The sequence below is a fragment of the Neotabrizicola paludis genome (assembly GCF_044142105.1).
In the GTDB taxonomy this organism is placed as follows: Bacteria; Pseudomonadota; Alphaproteobacteria; order Rhodobacterales; family Rhodobacteraceae; genus Pseudogemmobacter.
The window spans coordinates 34,209-53,002 of the sequence record NZ_JBGTYM010000010.1; the positions used below are offsets into that span (position 1 = coordinate 34,209).

19 protein-coding genes are annotated in these 18,794 nt (G+C 64.0%); 3 read left to right on the forward strand and 16 right to left on the reverse strand.

Going from position 1 to position 18,794, the window contains the following annotated elements:
- Positions 1–17: 17 nt before the first annotated feature.
- The 14 genes from dnaG to ACED67_RS18490 form a co-directional block, all read right to left on the reverse strand.
- The gene (dnaG, locus tag ACED67_RS18425; RefSeq protein ID WP_395543188.1) at positions 18–1,988 is read right to left on the reverse strand and encodes a DNA primase; all 1,971 of its coding nucleotides are present in this window, start codon (positions 1,986–1,988) and stop codon (positions 18–20) included.
- A 78-nt stretch (positions 1,989–2,066) separates the two neighbouring features.
- On the reverse strand, positions 2,067–3,368 hold the full coding sequence (locus ACED67_RS18430; RefSeq protein WP_395543292.1) for an NAD(P)/FAD-dependent oxidoreductase: 1,302 nt from the start codon (positions 3,366–3,368) through the stop codon (positions 2,067–2,069).
- A 5-nt stretch (positions 3,369–3,373) separates the two neighbouring features.
- The gene (locus ACED67_RS18435) at positions 3,374–4,729 is read right to left on the reverse strand and encodes a glutamine synthetase family protein (RefSeq protein WP_395543189.1); all 1,356 of its coding nucleotides are present in this window, start codon (positions 4,727–4,729) and stop codon (positions 3,374–3,376) included.
- A 38-nt stretch (positions 4,730–4,767) separates the two neighbouring features.
- Positions 4,768–5,481 carry a type 1 glutamine amidotransferase gene (locus ACED67_RS18440; RefSeq protein ID WP_395543293.1) on the reverse strand — a complete coding sequence of 238 codons (714 nt, stop codon included), beginning with the start codon at positions 5,479–5,481 and terminating at the stop codon, positions 4,768–4,770.
- Positions 5,482–5,597: 116 nt separating this feature from the next.
- The gene (locus ACED67_RS18445) at positions 5,598–6,932 is read right to left on the reverse strand and encodes a glutamine synthetase family protein (protein WP_395543190.1); all 1,335 of its coding nucleotides are present in this window, start codon (positions 6,930–6,932) and stop codon (positions 5,598–5,600) included.
- Positions 6,933–7,118: 186 nt separating this feature from the next.
- Positions 7,119–7,946 (reverse strand): ABC transporter permease, encoded by an 828-nt coding sequence (locus ACED67_RS18450; protein WP_395543294.1) that lies wholly within the window; start codon positions 7,944–7,946, stop codon positions 7,119–7,121.
- A 2-nt stretch (positions 7,947–7,948) separates the two neighbouring features.
- Positions 7,949–8,830, reverse strand: coding sequence for an ABC transporter permease (locus ACED67_RS18455; RefSeq protein WP_395543191.1), 882 nt, complete (start codon positions 8,828–8,830; stop codon positions 7,949–7,951).
- Positions 8,831–8,968: 138 nt separating this feature from the next.
- Positions 8,969–9,721, reverse strand: a complete 753-nt coding sequence (locus ACED67_RS18460; RefSeq protein WP_395543192.1) for a transporter substrate-binding domain-containing protein — start codon at positions 9,719–9,721, stop codon at positions 8,969–8,971.
- A 62-nt stretch (positions 9,722–9,783) separates the two neighbouring features.
- Positions 9,784–10,512, reverse strand: coding sequence for a substrate-binding periplasmic protein (locus ACED67_RS18465; protein WP_395543193.1), 729 nt, complete (start codon positions 10,510–10,512; stop codon positions 9,784–9,786).
- A gap of 14 nt (positions 10,513–10,526) precedes the next feature.
- Positions 10,527–11,300 carry an ABC transporter ATP-binding protein gene (locus ACED67_RS18470; RefSeq protein WP_395543194.1) on the reverse strand — a complete coding sequence of 258 codons (774 nt, stop codon included), beginning with the start codon at positions 11,298–11,300 and terminating at the stop codon, positions 10,527–10,529.
- Between the two features lie 133 nt (positions 11,301–11,433).
- Positions 11,434–12,210: a phosphate/phosphite/phosphonate ABC transporter substrate-binding protein gene (locus ACED67_RS18475; protein ID WP_395543195.1), complete on the reverse strand. Its 777-nt coding sequence runs from the start codon at positions 12,208–12,210 to the stop codon at positions 11,434–11,436.
- Positions 12,207–12,647 (reverse strand): tellurite resistance TerB family protein, encoded by a 441-nt coding sequence (locus tag ACED67_RS18480; RefSeq protein WP_395543196.1) that lies wholly within the window; start codon positions 12,645–12,647, stop codon positions 12,207–12,209. Before ACED67_RS18480 ends, ACED67_RS18475 begins: the two co-directional genes overlap by 4 nt.
- A 39-nt stretch (positions 12,648–12,686) precedes the next feature.
- Positions 12,687–13,586: a PhzF family phenazine biosynthesis protein gene (locus ACED67_RS18485; protein WP_395543197.1), complete on the reverse strand. Its 900-nt coding sequence runs from the start codon at positions 13,584–13,586 to the stop codon at positions 12,687–12,689.
- On the reverse strand, positions 13,583–14,362 hold the full coding sequence (locus tag ACED67_RS18490; protein ID WP_395543198.1) for a 23S rRNA (adenine(2030)-N(6))-methyltransferase RlmJ: 780 nt from the start codon (positions 14,360–14,362) through the stop codon (positions 13,583–13,585). Before ACED67_RS18490 ends, ACED67_RS18485 begins: the two co-directional genes overlap by 4 nt.
- Positions 14,363–14,738: 376 nt before the next feature.
- Between ACED67_RS18490 and ACED67_RS18495 the strand changes: the two genes are divergently transcribed.
- The 3 genes from ACED67_RS18495 (at position 14,739) to ACED67_RS18505 (ending at position 15,846) form a co-directional block, all read left to right on the forward strand.
- Positions 14,739–15,230, forward strand: a complete 492-nt coding sequence (locus tag ACED67_RS18495) for a BrnA antitoxin family protein (RefSeq protein WP_395543199.1) — start codon at positions 14,739–14,741, stop codon at positions 15,228–15,230.
- Positions 15,231–15,310: 80 nt separating this feature from the next.
- The gene (locus ACED67_RS18500) at positions 15,311–15,586 is read left to right on the forward strand and encodes a type II toxin-antitoxin system Phd/YefM family antitoxin (protein ID WP_395543200.1); all 276 of its coding nucleotides are present in this window, start codon (positions 15,311–15,313) and stop codon (positions 15,584–15,586) included.
- A complete protein-coding gene (locus ACED67_RS18505; protein ID WP_395543201.1) occupies positions 15,583–15,846 on the forward strand; it encodes a type II toxin-antitoxin system RelE family toxin in 264 nt (87 codons plus the stop codon). The genes ACED67_RS18500 and ACED67_RS18505 overlap by 4 nt, the downstream gene beginning before the upstream one ends.
- 32 nt (positions 15,847–15,878) lie before the next feature.
- On the opposite strand, the gene ACED67_RS18510 is transcribed toward ACED67_RS18505, so the two are convergent.
- A complete protein-coding gene (locus ACED67_RS18510) occupies positions 15,879–16,787 on the reverse strand; it encodes a DUF5677 domain-containing protein (protein ID WP_395543202.1) in 909 nt (302 codons plus the stop codon).
- A 7-nt stretch (positions 16,788–16,794) separates the two neighbouring features.
- Entirely contained in the window at positions 16,795–18,594 is a 1,800-nt protein-coding gene (gene lepA, locus ACED67_RS18515; protein ID WP_395543203.1) for a translation elongation factor 4, read from the reverse strand.
- Between the last annotated feature and the right edge of the window lie 200 nt (positions 18,595–18,794).

An 18,794-nucleotide genomic window follows, 5' to 3' on the forward strand; every position in this document is an offset into this window, starting at 1 on the left:
ATGAACCCCGAATCAGTTTACGGGCGGTTGCGTCCGCCCTTGGAGAAGTCGATCGAGTCGCGCAAGCGGCGGGCGCGCTCAAGTTCTGCGCGATCCAGTTCAACTCCATTGGGGGCGATCAGCCCCTCGGACTTCTGTTCCTGCGGCCCGCGTGCGGCGGCATGGCGAGCTTCGGCTGCCTTGGACAGCCGCCAGGTCAGGCCCTCATCGGCCAGATGGGCCACATCTTCCTCGGCTTCGGCCAGTTCGTTGCGATGGGCGCGTAGCGCCAGCAGGCTGGCGAGATCGGTCTCAACACAGGCGGCGGCGAATTCGGCATCCGCCCGCGGCTGCAACGCCGGGGCGATGCGGACATGGGGATTGGCTTGCAGCCGGTCAAGGGCGGCGGGGCTGTCGGCGGCCACCAGATCGGCGCAATCGGCGGTATGGGCATGGGTCAAGAGAAGGTTGCGCAGGCGGGTATGGTCTTCGGAGGTCAGTTCCAGCCGTTCAAGCGCGGATTCGAAGCGCGTGACCAGCTCGGGGAAGCGCAGCAGGACGGCAAGGATCACCGCCTCGCGCAGGCTTTCTTCGGGTGCGCGGGCCGAGGTGGCCAGGACCGAGGCGCGGGTCGAGGCCAGCGCCGGGGCCGGCGGGGCGAACCGTCCGGGGCGGAAGCCTTGCCCGCGCGGCGAGGTGCCGCGCAGGGCTGCGGCGCGGCGGTTGGCGCCGAACAGTTCCTGACGCAATTCCTTGATCGCCTCGCCATAATGGGCGCGGATCGAGGGGTCGGCGATGCGCTTGAGCGCCGCGCGCAGCGTCTTGTCCAGGGCGGCGCGGCGTTCGGGACTGTCGAAATCGCGGCCCTCGGTTTCGCGCTGCCACAAAAGCCGCACCATCGGCTGCGCGGTATCGAGGACGGCCTGCATCGCGGGCGCGCCCTCGGCCTTGATCAGATCGTCCGGGTCCTGTCCGCCGGGCAGCAGCGCGAAGCGCAGGCCCTTGCCGGCCTCGAGCAACGGCAGGGCCAGATCGACCACCCGCAGCCCGGCGCGGATGCCGGCGGTGTCGCCATCCAGCGCGATCAGGGGCTCGTCCGAGATGCGCCAGATCAGGCGTAACTGATCTTCGGTAACGGCGGTGCCCAGGGGCGCCACGGCGGCGGTGAACCCCGCTTCGGACAGCGCGATCACATCCATATAGCCTTCGGCCACGATCAGCGGCTTGCCTTTGCCCGCCGCCTCGCGCGCGGGCGCGTGGTTGAACAGGTTGCGGCCCTTGTCGAACAGCTCGGTCTCGGGGCCGTTGAGGTATTTGGCCCGCGCATTGGGGTCGAGCGAGCGGCCCCCCAGGCTGATCGCCCGGCCGCGCGCGTCGCGGATCGGAAAGATGATGCGGCTGTGGAAACGGTCGTAAAGCCGCCCCGAGTCGGAGCGGGCGACCACGCCCGAAGCGATCATAAGATCCTGCGAAAAGCCCTTTTGCGCCAGAGCCTCGATCACCGCCTGGGCATTGTCCGGCGCCCAGCCGATCTCCCACCGTTCCCACGCGGCTTCCGACAGGCGGCGCTTCTGCGTCAGATAGCTGCGCGCCTGCGCCCCGGCTGCGGTCTTGAGTTGCAGCCGGTAGAAACGGACCGCCTCTTCCATCACCTGCTGTAATTCGGTGCGCCGGTCGGCCCGTTCGGCGGCTTGCGGATCGCGGGCGGGCATCTGCATCCCGGCCTCGCGCGCCAGAACCTCGACCGCTTCCATGAAGGATAGGTTTTCGACCTCTTTCACAAATCCCAACGCGTCGCCTTTGGCGTGGCAACCGAAGCAATAGTAAAACCCCTTGCGGTCATCCACATGAAAAGACGCGGATTTTTCTTGGTGGAACGGGCAGGGTGCCCAGAAATCGCCCTTGGCCATGTTCGACTTGCGCATGTCCCAAGTGACCTTCCGCCCGACGACGGAGGACAAAGTGACACGGGTGCGAAGCTCGTCGAGGAATCCGGGCGGCAGGGACATCGGCCAGATATGCGCCGGAACGGGACCGGAGTCGAGTGTGGCAGGACCTCGGGGGGGTGAAGCGCCCCCGGCACGGCGTCAGAGGCCCAGACGGTCGCGGGTCGAATACCAGGTCATCGCCAGCACCAGCAGCGGCCAGCGCAGCGCGGCGCCGCCGGGAAAGCGCGGCTGGGGCAGGCTGGCCATCAGATCGAAGCCCGCAGACTGGCTGGCGGTCGCCTCGGCCAGAAGCTTGCCCGCCATCGTCGCCAGCGCGACGCCATGGCCGGAATAGCCCGAGGCGGACAGCACATTGGGGCGAACCCGCGTGAAACAGGGCATCCGGTTCAGCGTGATCGCCAGGGTTCCGCCCCAGGCATGGTCGATCTTGACGCCGCGAAGATGTGGATAGACCTCCAGCATCGGCTTCGAGACGGTCTTGACGATGTCAGGGAACCGGTAGCCATAGCTTTCGCCACCGCCGAACAGCAGGCGCTTGTCTTCGCTGAGGCGCCAGTAATTGACCACGAATTTCGTGTCATGCACGGCGATGTTCTGCGTCAGCACTTCGACCGCGCGGTCGCCCAGGGGTTCGGTCGCAAGGATGAAATTGTTGATCGGCATGACCTTGGCCGCGACCTGCGGTTCCAGCCCGCCCAGATAGCCGTTGCCCGCGAGGATGACATGATCGCAGGTCACGCGGCCCTGTGCTGTATGGACCACGGGGTGCGCGCCGTCATCGATGCGCAAGACCTCGCTGCGTTCATGCAGCTGCGCCCCCGTGGCTGCGGCGGCCTTGGCCAGACCCAGCGCGAAGTTCAACGGGTGGATATGCGCCGCGCCGCGATCCAATTCGCCGCCTTTGTAGACCGGCGAAGGGATCAGGGCTTGCAGGCCGGCGCGGTCCAGCGGGCTGATCTGGTCATAGCCATAGTCGCGCTGCAGCTTTTCGGCGTAAAGATGTGTCTCGCGCACCTCGCCGTCGGTCCAGCAGGCATGGGCGATGCCCGGGTTCCAGGCAACCGGCATGGCATGGCGGGTGATCAGGTCCTTGACCAGCGCCTTGGCATCCTGCGCCATGTCCCAGAGCTTGCGGGCGGTCTCGCGCCCGGCGGTCTTTTCGATCCAGGCCTGATCCTGGCGCTGGCCAGATCCGACCTGGCCGCCATTGCGCCCCGAGGCGCCAAAGCCCATCCGATGCGCCTCGAGCAGCACCACCGACAGGCCGCGTTCAGCCAAATGCAGCGCTGCGGAGAGGCCGGTATAGCCGCCGCCGACAATGCAGACATCCGCCCGCACCGCGCCTTGCAGCGCAGGGAAGGGCGCAAGTGGCATGGCCGTCGCGGCGTAATAACTGGGCGGGTATTCCCCCGCCCGGTCATTGGCATGAAGAAGATTCAGGCGCATCAGACGTTCAGGAGCAGATGCTCGCGCTCCCAGGGGCTGATGACCTGAAGGAATTCCTTATATTCGTTCCGCTTCACCGAGTTGTAGACCTTGATGAAATCGGTCCCCATCACCTCTTTCAGCGCCGCATCTTCATCGAGCAGGTCCAGCGCGTCGCCCAGGTTCACCGGGATCTCGTCGCTGTCGATATAGGCAGAGCCGGTGAATTCCGGCCGCGCCGGTTTCTTTTCCATCAGGCCGAGATAGCCGCAGGCCAACGTCGCCGCGATGCCGAGATAGGGGTTGCAATCCATGCCCGGCAGCCGGTTCTCGATCCGCCGCGCGGCCGAGCCAGAGATCGGCACGCGCAGTCCGGTGGTGCGGTTGTCGCGGCCCCATTCGAGGTTGATGGGGGCGGCGAAATCGGGGACGTAGCGGCGGTAGGAGTTCACATAGGGCGCCATCAGCGCGATGGCGGCGCCCATGTGGTTCTGCATCCCGCCGATGAAATGGTTGAAGGCCTCGGTTTCCACGCCCTTGGGGCCGGAGAAGATGTTCTTGCCGGTCTTGGTGTCCACGACCGAAGTGTGGATATGCATGGCCGAGCCGGGCTCACCCGCGATGGGTTTGGCCATGAACGTGGCGAAACAGTCATGGCGCAGCGCCGCCTCGCGGATCAGGCGTTTGAAGAAGAACACATCGTCGGCCAGCCGGACCGGGTCGCCATGGGCGAGGTTCAGCTCGACCTGGCCCGCGCCGCCTTCCTGAAGGATGCCGTCGATTTCCAGGCCCTGCGCCTCGGCGAAATCGTAGATGTCGTCGATGACCTTGCCGTATTCATCGACGGCCGACATGGAATAAGCCTGTTTGCCCGCCGCGCGGCGGCCGGTGCGGCCCATGGGCGGAATGACCGGCAGGTTCGGGTCGATGTTGCGGGCGGTCAGGAAGAATTCCATTTCAGGGGCGACCACGGGCCGCCAGCCCTGCGCCTCGTAGAGCGCGATGATCCGGCGCAGCACGTTGCGCGGCGAATAGCCGATCAGCTTGCCCTGCTGATCCTTGGCGTCATGGATCACCTGAAGCGTCACATCCGCCGTCCAGGGCGCCGCGGTGGCGGTGGACCAGTCGGGTTCCAGGATCATATCCGGCTCGGTGAAGGCGTCGAACGGGCTGTCGGCCCATTCGCCGGTGATCGTTTGCAGGAAGATCGAGTTCGGCAGGAAATAGTTGGTCTGCTTGGCGAATTTCGCGGCGGGCATGGCCTTGCCACGCGCCACACCGGCAATGTCGCCGATGACGCATTCCACCTCATCCACGCGGCGATTGGCGATATAGTCCTTGGCTGCCTCGGGCAGCTGGTCGGTCCATTTGGACATGAGTCACACTGGTTTTGGGGGGTGGCCCCCGCGGCCCGTCAGGCGCGGAGCTTCTCGGCCCCGTTTGCGGTGGTGGTCTGGTGGTTCAGAAAGAAGGCGGCGATCCGGTCGGCCATCGGAGCGCGGTCAAGCGGGGTGTCGATCCGCGCGACGGCGGCGTCGAGCGTGGCATCGGGGACAAGGCCGCGGCCGCGCTTGTCGATCAGACCCTGCACGAAATCGGCGGTGAATTCGGGGTGCGGCTGCACGGTGAACATGCGGTCATCGTAAAGCAGCGCCGCGTTTTGGCAGAAATCGGTCGAGGCGATGCGCGTGGCCGCCTCGGGCTTTTGCGTCACCTGATCCTGGTGCCAGGCGTTCAGCGTGATCTTCTGCCCGCCGAAATCGTATTCGGTCGGGCCGACCGACCAGCCGCCGGAGAATTTCTCGACCTTGCCGCCCATGGCCTGGGCGATGATCTGATGGCCAAAGCAGATGCCCACGACCGGCACATGGCCCGCATAGGCGGCGCGGATGAACTCTTCCAGCGGCTTGATGAAAGGGTGATCCTCATAGGCGCCAAAGCGCGATCCGGTGATCAGCCAGCCGTCGCAATCGTGGATGCTGGCCGGAAAATCCATCGACATGACGCGGTAGCGCCGGAAGGTCAGGCCGCGATCCGCCAGCAGCGTCTCAAAGAAATCCGGGTAGTCGCCCAACGCCGGGCGCAGCGCGTCGGGGGATTCGCCGGTTTGCAGGATGCCGATCAGCATGTCGTCCTCGGAAGAATGTGCGGTCATTGCAGAAAAGGTGGGCGCGAGACCGGGGCCGGTCAAGCGCGTTGTTTCAGGGGCCGCCGATCCTTTGCCGGCGGCCCCTTGTGGTGGGATCACACCGTGTCGAGATAGAGTTCGACCTGTTCCTCGGGCGACAGCTCGGCCAGATAGTGCAGCTCCTGCCGCTTGGTCTGGACCATGTTGCGAATCAGCTCTTTGGGCAGGAAGCGATAGAGCACGTCGGAATGTTCGAAGGCGTCGATTGCCGCTTCCCAGCTTGCCGGGATCTGCGGCAGGTCGAGCGCATAGGCGTTACCGCTCACCGGCGGTGGCGGTTCGTTGCCGTCTTCCAGCCCTGATAGGGCGGCACCCAGAATGGCGGCGAGCATGAGATAGGGGTTCACATCGCCCCCCGCGACGCGATGCTCGATCCGGCGCGCCGCAGGGTTGCCGGCCGGAATACGGATCGCAGCGGTGCGGTTCTCATAGCCCCAGGAGATCGCCGTCGGCGCATGCTTGTCGGGCACGAGGCGTTCGTAGCTGTTCAGATGCGGCGCGAAAAGCAGCGTCGAGTCATGCATCGCCTCAAGGCAACCCGCGACCGCGTGGCGCAGCTGCGCCGTGCCCTTGGGGCCGCCGCTGTCGAAGATATTGTCGCCGCGCTCGTCCAGGATCGAGAAATGCGTGTGCAGGCCCGAGCCGGAATAATCCTGATAGGGCTTGGCCATGAAGCTGGCGGCAAAGCCATGGCGGCGCGCCAGGCCCTTGACCAGCATCTTGAAGAGCCAGGCGTCATCGGCGGCGCGCAACGCGTCGTCGCAATGCATCAGGTTGACCTCGAACTGTCCCAGGCCGGTTTCCGAGGTGGTGGTGTCGGCCGGGATGTCCATCGCCTCGCAGGCGTCATAGAGATCGGTAAAGAAGCTGTCGAACGCGTCCAACGCCCGGATCGACAGGGTCTCGGCGGCCTTGCGGCGCTTGCCCGACCGGGGGCTGGCCGGAACCTGCATGGTCTTGCCCGAGTCGTCGATCAGGAAAAATTCCAGCTCCATCGCGCAGACCGGGGTCAGGCCCTTGGCCTTGAAGCGGTCGACCACGGCCCGCAGGGCATGGCGGGGATCGCCCTCATAGGGGGTGCCGTTTTCACGGAACATCCAGATCGGCAGAAGGGCGGTTGGTGCCTCGAGCCAGGGCATCGGCATGAAGCCGCGTTCCGTGGGTTTCAGCACGCCATCGGCATCGCCCTGTTCGAAGACCAGCGGGCTGTCATCGATATCCTCGCCCCAGATGTCCAGGTTGAGGACGGAGAACGGAAAGCGGGTGCCGTCCTTGACGACCTTGTCGGCGAAACGGGCCGGCACGCGCTTGCCGCGCGCCTGGCCGTTGAGATCTGCCGCCGCAACCCGGATGGTGCGGACGTCAGGGTGCTTGCGCAGGTAATCTTTCATGCTCATGGCATCACGCGGAAAGGCACGGCCCCCGCGCCCGGGGCCGCGTCATGGCCCGCAGATTGCGCAAGTTCGGACCATGCCCTTGGTCCTTCCCTTGTTTTGATCGCCTTGCCCCCGCGTCTTCTTTTCGACTTTGGCGTGGGTCCGGGCCCCTGCCCGGATAATTTGATCAAATCTAGCCTACTACCGGATGAGGTTCGGGCGCAAGCGGATTTTGCTTTTCTGGTTCGACGGCAGGTGGCGGTTGAGGCGGCGGTTCACCGCGCCGTAGATCGCGGTCACGATCAGGGTAAGCAGGATGAAGTAGAAGGCGACGATCGGATAGGGGATGAAGGGGTTGAAGGTCTTGTCGGCAAAGTAATTGGCGTAATACAGCGCGTCGCCCTTTTGTTGGAAGGCCGGGAAGCTGGAAAAGAACACCAACGTCGTGGCGTGGAAGAGGAAGATCGCCTCATTCGTATAGGCGGGCCAGCCCAGCCGCAGCATGGTGGGCCATTCAATGCGGATGAACTTTTTCCAGCCGGTCAGACCATAGGCCTCGGCGGCCTCGAGATCGCCTTTCGGGATGGATTTCAGCGCGCCCGAGAAGATTTCGGCCGAATAGGCGGCGGTGTTCAGGAACAGGACCAGAAGCGCGCCAGCCCAGGCGCGGGTGGTCCAGGCGGTGTTCAGGTGGACGCCCAGGATGTCGATCCCGCCCTTCGGCAGCATGACCAGCGCTTCATAGGCGATGAAGAACTGGATGAAGAGGGGCGAGCCGCGGAAGACGAAGACGAACCAGTCGGCCGGCTTGCGGATCAGAGGGCTGCGGGCGGTGCGGGCAAGTGCCAGCGCATTGGCAAGGAAGAAGCCGGCCGCCAGCGCCAGCACGCCGAAATAGAGGTTCCAGATCAGGCCCGAGCCGATCAGCGTGAATTGCTGGCAGAGGGTGAAATCCGAGCGCGGCAGAAGGTTCTCGCCGATGCCGATCGAGCGCAGGCCATAGGCCTGGATGGTTTCCCAGCAGGTCATGGTCATGCCGCAGCCTTTCGCAGGGCTTCGCCGCCCGCTGTGGCCTGGCCATGGCTCAGGCGGCGGGTCAGGCGGGCGATACCGAGCTCCGAGATCCGGGTGAAGACAAGGTAGAAGAGCAGCAGGCCAAAGAAGTAGTAGAGCCGCCAATCGCCATGCGGATATTCATAGGCTTGGGTTTTCGACCCGCCCAGCTCGCGCGCGTAATAGACGATGTCCTTGACTCCCAGCAGGAACAGCAAGGGTGTGGCCTTGATCAGGATCATCCAGAGATTGCCGAGGCCGGGCAGGGCATAGACCCACATCTGGGGGATCAGGACACGGCGGAAGACCTGGCCGCGCGACATGCCATAGGCCTCGGCTGTCTCGAGCTGCGCGCGGGGCACGGCCTGCATCCCGCCATAGATCACGTTGGCGGTGAAGGCACCGAAGACGATGGCGAAGGTCACGACGGCCAGGAAGAATCCGTAAAGCTGATGGATGAAGGCCGGGGATTTGCCGAGCGGGATCTTTGCATCGGCGCAGACGCGGAACTCCATGCCCTGCCAGGGCCAAGGATCGCCCGCAGGGCAGACCGCCAGATGCTTGAGATATTCCAGCCCCTGGTCCAGTGCGATGACGAAGAAAAGGAAGAAGATGATGTCGGGCACGCCGCGCACCATCCAGATATAGGCGCGGCCCGTCCAGGAAATCGGCGCGATCGTCGAACGCGCGGCCGTGGCGCCCAGGAAGCCCATGGCAAGGGCCGCAGGGGCGGTGATGGCCAGAAGGGCAAGGACCGTCAAGAAGGACCAGTAAAAGTCGATATGCTTGGCCGAGGTCAGATAGCAAAGGGCCCATTGAAGGCCCTCGATGGCTTTGGGATCGGCGCAGAAATCGAACATGGAGGGTCCTGGGATATCAGGTCACAAGGCCTCGAATTTTCGTCGAAAATCCGCTTTCTCTTTCACGGTGAAAGCGGGTTCTCGACGAAAACCCGGAGGGATAGGCCGGGGCAGCACTTGCCGCCCCGGCGGGTCGGCTTAGCAGCCTTCCTTGCCCCTCTCGCCCCAGGTCAGGGCTTCGGGGCCGAAATATTCCGGCTTCACGATCATCGCATCCAGCGTGCCGTCGCATTTCATCGACTTGATCGCGGCGTCGAACTTGGCCTTCAGCTCTTCGTCCGATTTGCGGAAGGCCAGGCCCACGCCACCGCCGATGATCTCTTCCTTGTCCAAGAGCACCATCTCGCCATTCGATTCCGCCGCGATCGGAACAAGGTAATCCTTGTCGGCCAGAACCGCGACGGCCTCGCCGTTCTTCACCGCAGCGACGGTTTCCTCGGGCGTGGCATATTCGACCAGCGTCATGCCATTCTCGGCCACGAAGGCGGCCTGAATGGTCGAGGTCTGGGCGGCGACGGGGCCGGATGTCAGATCGGCATCCTTCGAGAGCGCCAGGTAGGCCGAAGCGGCGGGCGGCAGGTAACCCTGCGAGAAGCTGACGACCTGCTCGCGCTCGGGGGTGATGCTCATCCCGGCGATGATCACGTCATAATTGCCCGATTGCAGGTTCGGGATGATCGAATCCCAGTCATTGGTGACCCATTCGCAGGTGAGTCCGGCGCGCTTGCACAGCTCGTCGCCAAACTCGCGCTCGAAGCCCGCAACCTCGCCGGCATCGTTGATGAAGTTGTAGGGCGGGTAGGCGCCCTCCGTGCCCAGACGGACGACATCCTGGGCAAAAGCGCCCGAGGCCGTCAGGCTAAGGGCAGTGGCAAGCAGCAGTTTCTTCATTTTGGACTCCCTGGGTTTGGGTCTGCTTTTTGTTTTCTAGGCATCCCGCCGCGCTCCATGGCTTAGAACCAGCGGGAATCGAACAGATCAAGCGTGCCATCCCCGCGCATGGCGGCGATCGCGGCGTCGAATTGATCCTTCAGGTCAGATCCCTTGCACAGCACGATTCCGGTGCCTTCATCGGGGATGTCGACCTGGTAAAGAAAGCCGAGGCCCGCGCCTTCGAGCATTGGCTCAAGATCGGGGCGGTCGGTGAAGGGGCCAAGCGCAAGCTGGGCATGGTGCTGGACCACGGCGGCCAGGGCCTCGCCCTCGGTCGCGAAACTTTCATAGCCAAGGCCCTGCACCCGCAGCCAGGCCTCATGGATCGTGCCGGATTGCACGGCGGTCAGGCTGTCCTCGGGCGGCGGGGCGCCGGGCAGGCCCACGAACCATTCCAGCTCGTCGGCATCGGCATAGGGCGCGGTGAAATCCACCAGCGCCCGGCGTTCCGGCGTGATGGCGATGCCGCCGATCGCCGCGTCGAACCGGCCCGAGATGACGCCGGGGATCAGCTCGTCGAAGGCCGCCGTCTGCCATTCGCAATCATGGCCGCTGCGGCGGCAGATCTCGGTCATCACGTCGATGTCATAGCCTTCGTAGCCGCCCTGCGGCAGCGGCTGGACATAGGGCGGAAAGCTGTCATCCGTGCCGATCACCAGCGGCTGCGACCCCGGCGCGGTCGAGGGATCGCCCGCCGCCGCGAGGATCAGTGCCGCGCCGAGGGTGGAAAGCGAGGAGAAACAGGCCATAAGCCCCGCGCCCCCTATGCTGCCGTCGTGGCCGAAAGGAAGCCGCGCAGGCGTTCGGTCTGCGGCGCGCCGAACAGGCGGGCAGGGGGGCCTTCTTCTTCGATCTTGCCCTTGTGCAGGAAGATCACGTGGTCACTACAATCGGCGGCAAGGCGCATGTCATGGGTGACCAGAAGCATGGTCCGGCCCTCGTCGGCCAGGGCCTTGATGACCCTGACCACTTCCTGCTCCAGTTCGGGGTCGAGCGCCGAGGTCGGTTCGTCGAACAGAAGCGCGCGCGGCTCCATGCACAGCGCGCGGGCAATGGCGGCGCGCTGCTGCTGGCCGCCCGAAAGCTGGGCGGGCCAGGCGTCGGCCTTGTCGCCGATTCCGACCTTGGCCAGATATTCCCGCGCCTTGGTCTCGACCTCTTTCGGGTCGCGTTTCAGCACGGTGAGCGGCGCTTCCATGACGTTTTGCAGGATCGTCAGGTGAGACCACAGGTTGAACTGCTGGAACACCATCGACAGGTTGGTGCGGATGCGGGTGACCTGGGCGCGGTCGGCGGGGTGGCGGTGCAGGCCCTGGCCTTTCCAGACCACATCCTCGCCTTCAAAACGGATCGTGCCCTGCTGGCTGTCCTCGAGAAGGTTGCAGCAGCGCAGAAGCGTGGATTTGCCCGAGCCGGACGAGCCGATCAGCGACACGACATGGCCGCGCGGCGCGGTCAGATCGACGCCTTTCAGAACCTCGAGCGGGCCATAACTCTTGTGCAGATCGCGTATCTCGATGACGGGCGTTTCGGCCATGTCCCCCGGTCTTCCTGTCTGGATGCGCAGGGGCCTTCTGGCGGGCTTCGCTGCGCGTTGCATCAGTTAGGCCGCAGAACTGTCGGATTTGCAACGACGATTGTGCCGGTTGACGCGCGGTCTGCCTATCAATTCACCCGTCCGCGGCGCCAAAATGGGCGGGCGGCGGTGGAATGGGCACGGCAAGCCACGCCTCGGGCGGCAGGGCGACAAGGCCGCGCAGATGCAGGGCATCGCGATCATCGGCGCCGAGCGCGCCAATTGCGCCATCCAGCGCGGCGAAGATCGCCGGCCCATCGGCGCCCGCAGCGGCGATGAAGGGCAGGCCCGGCGTCGGCGGCGTTTCGGTCAGCACCCGCAGCGACGCGACGGAGGGATCGCCATCCTCCTGCATCATCGCCCAGGTCACCGCATCCAGCGCCGCCAGATCGGCGCGGCCCGCGGCGACGGCGGCGGCCGAGGCGCGATGGCTGCCGCTGCGCAGCCGGGGCGAGAGGGTCAGACCCATCTCGGCCGCCATATTGGCGGGCGCTGCCCAGCCCGATTGCGACAGGTCGTCATTGAAGGCCATGGGCGCGGCGGTCAGCTCGGCCAAGCTCTCGCGTGGGTCATCCGCCCGCAGCACGATGACCGAGCGGTAATGCCCGCGCGGCACACCTGACAGGCCATGGTCCGGTGCGCCGATCAGCGTGACCTTGCCATGAAGCCGGGCGCGATAGGGAAAGCCGCAGGTCTGCGACAGGACCAGATCGGGCGATTGCCAGGCCGGCCAATAGGCGCCTTCCCCGCGCGTCAGGGTCTGGGGCGCGGCGATGCCGCGGGCGGCGAGCTGGTCATGGATCAGGGCCCAGAGCCGGTCATTTGCGCCCTGGAGCGCAGCCGCATCATACATGCCAAGCGAAGCGATCATTTTGTTTTCTCTGCCTTTTGCCGCGCCTGAGCGTTTTCGACATCGGTCAGTCCCAGCAGATTTGCCACCAGGCGCAAGAGCCGGTCTTCCTCGGCATCGCGCCCGCCATCGGCCAGCGCCACCGACCAGAGCGCGGTGATAAGATCCGCGCGATCCTCCAGTGCCGTCGCCGCCTTGATCGCGCGGGTGAAGCGGACGGTGTCCGGGGCCTCGGCCTCAAGCGCCTCGGCCTCGGCGCGCAGCCGCGTCACCTCAAAGGGACCCAGGCTGTAGCGCGCCATCAGCACCCGATCGATACGGGCGATCTCGGCCTCGGAATAGAGGCCATCGGTGCGGGCCACGCGCACCAGAAGCGCCGCAAGCGCAAGCCGCGCATCGGGATCGGGAAGACGCGGCGGCTGGGGGGCCAGAAGGCGGCGAAGCAAGGTGTCGATCATGCTGTGACGATAGGCATTGCCGGGGCGTGGCGCCAGTGCTCAGGGCAGGCGGATACGGCCTTGTGACACGGCAACCGCCGTTCCCGCGATGCGCACGGAATGCAGCCTTCCCGCCCTAAGGTCGATGGTCAGGCGCAGGCGCGAGGGACGGCCCATTTCCACGCCCTGCATGACGCTTAGCGTGGTGATGCCTTCCGGCAGGGCGGCGTTTTGCAAAAGCTGGGCGGCCAGGATCGCCGTGGCCGAGCCAGTGGCCGGGTCTTCCGGGATACCTGCCGTCGGGCTGAACATGCGGGCGCGGAGGTCCTGACCGGCGCCGGGCGTCGAGGTGTAGAGATAGGCGCTGTCGACCCCAGCCTTCTCCATCAGCCGCGACCAGGCGGGTTCTTGCGGTTGCGCCCGGGCCAGCGCCGCAAGCGAGGCAATGGGGGCATAAAGGAAGGCCGGACCGCCTTGGCAGACCGCAGGCTGATGCGGGCCGATCTCCGCCGGATCAAGGCCCAGGGCGGCTGCGACAAGGGCCGTGTCGGGGCATTCGTCCTGCGGAGAGGGCAGGACAGGCGCGGTCAGTTCGGCCGTGATCTCAAGGCCTTGTCGGCGCACGGTGACGGGGACGAGCCCGGCTTCTTCCTCAAGCGTGATCACCGTGTCGAAATCGCCCTCATGCGCGGCCTCGGCCAAATGGATCGCGCAGCCGATGGTCGGGTGGCCGGCAAAAGGAATCTCGGCGGTGGGAAAGAAGATGCGGACGCGGGCGGTATGGGCGGGATTGGCAGGAGGCTGAACGAAGATCGTTTCGGACAGGTTAAATTCTCGGGCGATGGTCTGCATCTGCGCGGTGGTCAGACCCCCCGCCTCGAGCACCACGGCCAGCGGATTGCCGGCAAAGGGCCGGTCGGTGAAGACATCCAGTGTGTGAAAGGGAAGAGTGTCCATCATTTCAAGGCCTTGTAACGCGCGGACAGACGGGCGGCCTCCTCGGCCAAGCCATAGGGCGGGTTGACGAAGAACATCCCCGAGCCCTCCATCCGGTGTCCTTCGCGGGCGGGGGGAAAGCGGACTTCGTGGCTCAGATGGTCTTGGTGCTGGGCCTTGAGGGCGGCCAGCATCGGGCCATGCGGGCCGCCGCGCAGGATCGGATACCAGAGCGCAAGGATGCCGACATTCCACTTGCGGGCGATGGCGGCGAAGACTTTTGGAATGCGGTCGTAATCCTCTTTCACCTCATAGGAGGGGTCGCAGAGCAGGAGCCCGCGCCGGGGTGTCGGCGGGGTCATCGCCACGGCCAACTCGAACCCGTCGCGCTTGTGGATATGGGCGCCCCAGCCGTCAAGTGACTGAATCAGAGCGCTATTTTCCTGCGGATGCAGTTCCGCCAGGTGCAGGCTGTCGATGTCGCGCAGGCCCTGCGCGGCGATCAGGGGCGAGCCGGGATAGGCATCGGGGCCGTGCATGCTGCGCGTCTCGGCCAGGCGCTGGGCATAGGGGTGATCGGGGGGGAACCAGTTCTGGTGACGCAGGATTCCCTGGGCGGCCTCGCCGGTTTTCTGCGCCTCTTCGCCGGTCAGCCGATACAGGCCGCGACCGGCATGGGTTTCGATGTAGGTGAGGGGTTTATCTTTTTGAATCAGATAGTTGAGTACCCAGGCCAGCAGCGCGTGCTTCTGGAGATCGGCCAGGTTCCCGGCGTGATAGGCATGTTGATAGGACAGCATCGCCTTGGCCTAGCAGGGCTTTGCCCCACAGGGAAGGGGCGGCGGGTCCGCAGGAGACGTCAATAGAGCGGGCCCGCCAGAAAAGGCTTCCAAGGCAAGGACTTGTGCAGAGGGTCGCGCGCCACGGCGCGAGGCCCGGACCGTCCCTTCCGCGGATGGGGCGCTCCTGCGACATGGTTAACCCGGCAACGGGGGCAAAATTCGAGCAACTTTGTGGCAATTCCCGGCAGGGGTGAAACGGGCTGTTTCCAGTGGTCTTGCAGGCGTCTTCCAAAGGTCTTCCGAAGGTCTTCCGCACCGCGCGCGCCCAACCGGGCCGGTTAACCTATTTGCACCAGGCTTGACCGCAGCCCCGAAGCCGCAAGGGAGGCCGACCATGCCCGCGCTCCGCCACCAATCCGCCAAGACCCGCGAGATGACCGCCTATCTGCATGAGGTCATGGCCCGTCTGGAATGGGACCTGCACGACACGATCGAACTGACCGGGCGCATCCCCGAGGAATGGCACGAGATCGCGAAACGGCCGCCGGTGCCGAAGCTGGAAAAGGTGAACCTGCGGCTGGAGGCCGATGTGCTGAAGTTCTTCCGCCAGATGGGGCCGGGCTATGGCGCGCGCATCGCCGACGTGCTGCGCAGCTATATGTATGCGCGGCTGACGGGGTTGTTGCGCGGGGCCGAGACGCTGGACCACTGGCGCACCCGCGAAGTGCACCATGCCGGACCGAAGCCGGGGCTTACGGGGGCGGACCCGCAGGGCTGGCGCGGGGATACCGGGCTGGCGCGGGCGAAGATGCAGGAGATGTTGCAGGCAAGATATGCCGAGGACGGGCTGCCGGAGGATACGGAGCCGGGGCAAAGGGTAAGGTAGCGGGAACCCCGAGTCATGTTGATTTTTGTACGATTTGGGAGTATTATAAGGATTGTAAATTTTGTACAAAAGAGGCGACGATGATCGAGGTAACCGTATCGGAAGCGCGCGAGCGGCTGGCGGAATTGCTGGGGCAGGTCGAGCATGGCCATGAACAGGTGACGATCACCCGGCATGGACGCCCGGTCGCGGCGATTGTTACGATGGAGGACCTGTCCTTCATGGAAAGCGCCGAAGACGCCTTCTGGCGCAAGAGGATCGCCGAGATTGAATCCGCCCCGGACTATGACCCCGAGGAACGTTATTCTGCGGAAGAGGTCTTTGCCGATCTGGCCAAGGGTGACGCCGCCGAATGACCCGCTGGACGATTGAATTCGACCGGCACGGCAAGAAGGATTTCGATGCCATCACCGATATGCGACTGGCCCGGCGCATCCGCGCGGCGATCCACGCGCTGGCCGATGACCCGCGCCCGCCGGGCTGCCGCAAGCTGGAAGGCCGCGACGGCGAGTGGCGGATCAGGGTCGGCACCTGGCGGGTGATCTACCAGATCGAGGGAGACCGGCTGGTGGTGCTGGTGGTACGGGTCGCGCCGAGGGGGGAAGTGTATTGGTAGATCTTAAGAATGCGTGCAAAGGCGAACTTTAACTATGCCCGATGAAGAAGTGCTCGAATAAAGAAATTCGTATAGGGGAGCTGATGGAGTAGTTCTGAGACCTCTTCGATAAACAGATTCCTGTTAAGCACGGACGGGAATACTTCAATCTTCACATGGGATGAAAAAAGGAAAGATCTCAAGCAGTTGTGAAATAGTGTCAGGTCGATGATCGAATAAATATATTTCAATCGCTCTTGTGGAGATACAGGAGAGAGCGCCCCTTCCACTGCAGCCATATCTAAGCCGGGCATACTAGCATGAGTCAAATTTGATCCGAGCATATACCGGTTCAAGTACTCTGCAGCAAAAACAGGAGGAAATCCGCTAAAGGCCGATGTTACTAGTTCATATATATTCCATCGGGACTTGACGCCCTTTACAAACTTACGATCTAGTTTCTTCGCTCTGCTTGCGATGGTTTCGAGGCGGGCATGGTTTTCAAAGTAACCAGAGAAGCCATCAAAATCATATATTTCGCGACCTACCCTAATTTTTCCAGGCTTCACTACTTCAAGTACACTCCTCATCAAATTCGCCATGCGGTCAATATCTTGAAAGTCCTCCCCTACCTGAATATCAGAAAGTGTCGTGGAAAATTCGTGGAGCCTCTCGATCACATCAAGCTCACCGCCAGTAATATATAGAAACTTAACTGTCGCCTCTATCAAGGATCGCTCAAGAATTTGTACGTCGGAAGGATGATCTTCTTCAATCAGGATAAGAATTGATTTCGACAACGATAAACAGCGATCATGGAGTGCCCGGAGGACGTGAAAGTCTTGCGCATCCTCGAATCTCATGCGTCCGATCTGCAAGCTGTTCGAAAGACCCGTTGCGATGCTCCAACGAGCAAACTCAACGACCGAACTTAAATGCAGCGCACGCTCCAGATAGATCAAATCTTAGTCACCCATCCATCTTCAGCGCGCTGATAAACGCCGTCTGCGGGATCTCGACCTTCCCGAACTGGCGCATCCGCTTCTTGCCCTCTTTCTGCTTGTCCAGAAGCTTGCGCTTCCGCGTGGCGTCGCCGCCATAGCATTTCGCCGTCACGTCCTTGCGCATCGCGGAAATCGTCTCGCGGGCAATCACTTTCGCCCCAATCGCCGCCTGGATCGGGATCTGGAACATGTGGCGGGGGATCAGTTCCTTCAGCTTCTCGCACATCATCCGGCCGCGCGCCTCGGCGCGGTCGCGGTGGACCAGCATGGACAGGGCATCGACCGGCTCGGCATTCACCAGGATCGACATCTTGACCAGATTGTCCTCGCGATATTCGCTGATCTGGTAGTCGAAGGAGGCATAGCCCTTGGTGACCGATTTCAGCCGGTCGTAGAAATCGAACACCACTTCGTTGAGCGGCAGGTCATATTCCACCATGGCGCGCGGGCCGGCATAGGTGAGGTTGAGCTGGATGCCACGGCGGTCCTGGCAGAGTTTCAGGATGTCGCCCAGATATTCGTCGGGCACCATGATCGTGGCCTTGATCCGCGGCTCCTCGATATGGTCGATCAGGGTCACATCCGGCATGTCGGCCGGGTTGTGCAATTCCTTGACCGTGCCGTCCTTCATATGCAGGTGATAGACGACCGAAGGGGCGGTGGTGATCAGATCGAGATCGAATTCGCGTTCGAGACGTTCGCGGATGACCTCGAGATGCAAGAGGCCCAGGAAGCCGCAGCGGAAGCCGAAGCCGAGGGCGGCGGAGGTTTCCATTTCCGACGAGAAGCTGGCATCGTTCAGCGCCAGTTTCTCGATCGCGTCGCGCAGGGTTTCGAAGTCGTTCGCATCGACCGGGAAGAGGCCGCAGAACACCACGGGCTGGGCGGGCTTGAAGCCGGGCAGGGCGGTGGCGGTGGGTTTCTTCTCATGCGTGATCGTGTCGCCGACGCGGGTGTCGCGGACCTGCTTGATCGAGGCGGTGAAGACGCCGATCTCGCCCGGGCCAAGTTCGGGCCAGTCGACCATCTGCGGGCGCAGCACGGCCAGGCGGTCGATGCCGTATTTGGCGCCGGTCTGCATCATCTTGATCTGGTCGCCCTTGCGGATGACGCCATCCATGACGCGGATCATCACGACGACGCCGAGATAGGGGTCATACCAGCTGTCGACCAGCATGGCCTTGAGGGGCGCGTCGCGGTCGCCCTTGGGGGCGGGCAGGCGGTGGACGATGGCTTCCAGCACATCGGGGATGCCGAGGCCGGTCTTGGCCGAGATCGGGATCGCGTCGCTGGCATCCAGACCGATGACATCCTCGATATTCGCCTTGACCCGGTCGGGATCGGCGGCGGGCAGGTCGATCTTGTTCAGCACCGGCACGATCTCATGCCCGGCATCGAGCGCCTGGTAGACATTGGCGAGGGTCTGGGCCTCCACCCCCTGCGAGGCATCGACGACCAGAAGCGAGCCTTCGACCGCGCGCATGGACCGGCTGACTTCATAGGCGAAGTCGACATGGCCGGGCGTGTCGATCAGGTTCAGGACATAGGTCTTGCCGTCCTTGGCCGGATAGTCGATCCGCACGGTGTTGGCCTTGATGGTGATGCCGCGCTCGCGCTCGATCTCCATGCTGTCCAGAAGCTGGGCCTTCATGTCGCGGTCGGCGACCGTGCCCGTCGACTGGATCAGCCGGTCGGCCAGGGTGGATTTGCCGTGGTCGATATGGGCCACGATCGAGAAATTGCGGATGAGGGACAGGTCGGTCATGGCCGCGCATATAGCCAAAGAAACAGGGGCCGGGAAGGGGGCGTGAGGGGCGGGAATGATTCGGCCCGTGCCCGTGCCCTGCCGCCCGCAACGGCGCAGCGGCCTGCCGGGTTTGCGGGCGGGATGCCGCGAGATATGGGGGGCAGGCCGGGCCACGCCCGCAAGTTTTTGCGCCGGTCGGCAAGGCTTGGCGCAGCCGC